We start from the raw sequence: 2,067 nt of genomic DNA, 5'->3' as shown, positions 1-2,067 counted from the left end.
ATAAAAAGCAGCTCGAAAGCCAAAAGCAAAAGCCAGAAGAGTTTGCAAAGATAAGTCCACAGCTTGAGCAGCAGGTTATCTCCCAAAAAGAAGATGAAAAAGTTAATAAGCTGTTGGAAGAACTGCGTAAAGAGAATGAGGATAAAATTAAGATTCTTGAGGCGTAGGAAGGTACTAACCTTTGAGTAAACCATAGTGATTGTGGGTATTCAAAGGGATGTATGGATTTTTATATGAAGTAATTAGGAAAAGGGGATGGACATTTGTCTATCCCTTTTTATGTGCTCTCTATTAGTATTTGTAATTTTGGGGACGGTTCCTTTGTCTCAAAATAAGTAAAAATATGTTACTTTTTGAGACGGCAGAACCGTCCCGCGGTTGCCTTCGCAACATTCTAGCTAGCTTATCGATTTGTTCTTTACAGGTGAAGACAACCGTATCAATGTAGAGGGCTGACCGTATTTCATTGATTCATCAATAAAAGTTTCTAAGGTTTGAACCGATCCAGTGATTAATTTCACAATAAAATTGTATTGCCCAGCAAGGCGGTGACATTCCAATACCTCCGGGTGATTCTTGCAGAATTGTATGAACTGGTCACATTTTGTATTGGCATAGAGGATGATGGCCATGATTGGTTTTTCAATCTTTTCCGCATTGATCACCGCTCTGTAACCCTCAATTACCCCTTTATCTTCTAGCTTCTTGACCCTTTCATTAACTGCTGGGGTAGATAATCCAACTTTCTTTCCTAATTCAGTAAAGGAAATACGAGCATTCTCCTGTAAATGAAAAATGATGTCCCTGTCGATTTCATCCATATTTAACACCTCTTTTAATTATTAAGTAAAATGAGTAAAATACGATAAATATTTAGGTATTTAAATAAAATACAATAATTACTTCATGTAACAAATGCAATGGATAAAATAAAATAATAAAGAAACCAGAAAAATATGTAAAATTCAGGAGGTAATGAAAGATGGCTTTACTAATGAAAACAGAGTGTGAAAAGTGCGCTAAAACAATCCAAGAAATCGAATTAGCATATATTTGTGTGCATGAATGTACCTTCTGCCAAGACTGTACAGAAGATATGGGACACACTTGCCCCAACTGCGGAGGAGAACTTGTGCAGAGACCAAGAAAGACAGGAGCAGTCATCAGCTGCTCATTGTAAATAGTAGATACATGGGGACGGTTTTGTTGCCTCGGGGAAAGTGGGAATATCTTACTTTTTGAGACGGTAGAACCGTCCCTGTGTCGCCAAATAGCAAAGAGGATAGACATTTCGCTATCCTCTTTAATCGTTAATTTAATTTGTGTTTATGTAATATGTTAATCCTCAAAAACAGTATGTTTTACTTTCCATTTTTCCAAAGCGATAAATAACCAAAATGAATAAATTCCTAATGTTACTATAGTAAGTAAAAACCATTTAATCCAATTTCCGAATAAGCCAATAGCTGATCCTGTAAATTTTAGTCTTCGTCCGTTAATAACAGTATGTCTGGTTTTCCAACCTAGAATCATCGTTATTGCCCAAGGATAACAAATACCAAAAGTTAGAAGAGTTACTAATCCTCCAAGGATAGACCATCCAATGTACTGAAATAAACCGCCATCAAAATATGAATTCCCTTCAGTCTGTGTAGATGCATAAATAGAAGCATTAGCCGTACCTAAATTACTCATATTTTCCCTCCATTCCCTTTTTAATGTAATTATACCATTAGTCCTATATTTTTGAAGGTGGTATTTGTGGAATAGGGAACTTTTGAAGGGGATAGTGAGTAATTTGACCTATCACTTTTTTAATGTTTTGAAGGGATGAGGGGAGGGGACGTATCTACTGCTTCCGTTTTCTAAATAGACTTGTCCTTTTCCTTTTATGAAGCAAAGGGTCCTTTTGCCTCTTGGGTTACTTACAATGCGACGGTGGAACCGTCCCTGTGTCGCTCCTGCCTCAACCTTTTGGGCAATTCGATTTTTTGCGGCGATGGAACCGTCCCTTTGTCGTATAATATATATAAAGTTAATAATTCGACATTTAGAATAGGGTTATTG

At 36.6% G+C, this 2,067-nt stretch carries 3 protein-coding genes; 1 reads left to right on the top strand and 2 read right to left on the bottom strand.

Features of this window, described 5'->3' with window-relative positions; translation table 11 throughout:
* Window positions 1-398: 398 nt before the first annotated feature.
* The gene (locus WB217_RS10500) at window positions 399-821 is read right to left on the bottom strand and encodes an Lrp/AsnC family transcriptional regulator (RefSeq protein ID WP_423993179.1); all 423 of its coding nucleotides are present in this window, start codon (window positions 819-821) and stop codon (window positions 399-401) included.
* Between the two features lie 161 nt (window positions 822-982).
* On the opposite strand from WB217_RS10500, the gene WB217_RS10495 reads away from it, so the two are divergent.
* Complete coding sequence (locus WB217_RS10495) at window positions 983-1,180, top strand: DUF1272 domain-containing protein (protein ID WP_423993178.1); 198 nt, start codon at window positions 983-985, stop codon at window positions 1,178-1,180.
* 158 nt (window positions 1,181-1,338) lie between these two features.
* Here the strand turns inward: WB217_RS10495 and WB217_RS10490 are convergent, their stop codons facing one another.
* Window positions 1,339-1,695: a DUF898 family protein gene (locus tag WB217_RS10490; protein WP_423993177.1), complete on the bottom strand. Its 357-nt coding sequence runs from the start codon at window positions 1,693-1,695 to the stop codon at window positions 1,339-1,341.
* Window positions 1,696-2,067 lie beyond the last annotated feature (372 nt).

The sequence above is a fragment of the Mesobacillus sp. genome (genome assembly GCF_049588175.1).
Lineage (GTDB): Bacteria > Bacillota > Bacilli > Bacillales > Cytobacillaceae > Mesobacillus.
Note: the sequence above shows the minus strand (reverse complement) of the source record. Positions and strands in the feature narration are given on the sequence as shown.

Excerpts from the sequence above, each read along its gene's own strand:
- WB217_RS10500 (WP_423993179.1), bottom strand. The coding sequence starts at position 821 with ATGGATGAAATCGACAGGGACATCATTTTTCATTTACAGGAGAATGCT.
- WB217_RS10495 (WP_423993178.1), top strand. The coding sequence starts at position 983 with ATGGCTTTACTAATGAAAACAGAGTGTGAAAAGTGCGCTAAAACAATC.
- WB217_RS10490 (WP_423993177.1), bottom strand. The coding sequence starts at position 1,695 with ATGAGTAATTTAGGTACGGCTAATGCTTCTATTTATGCATCTACACAG.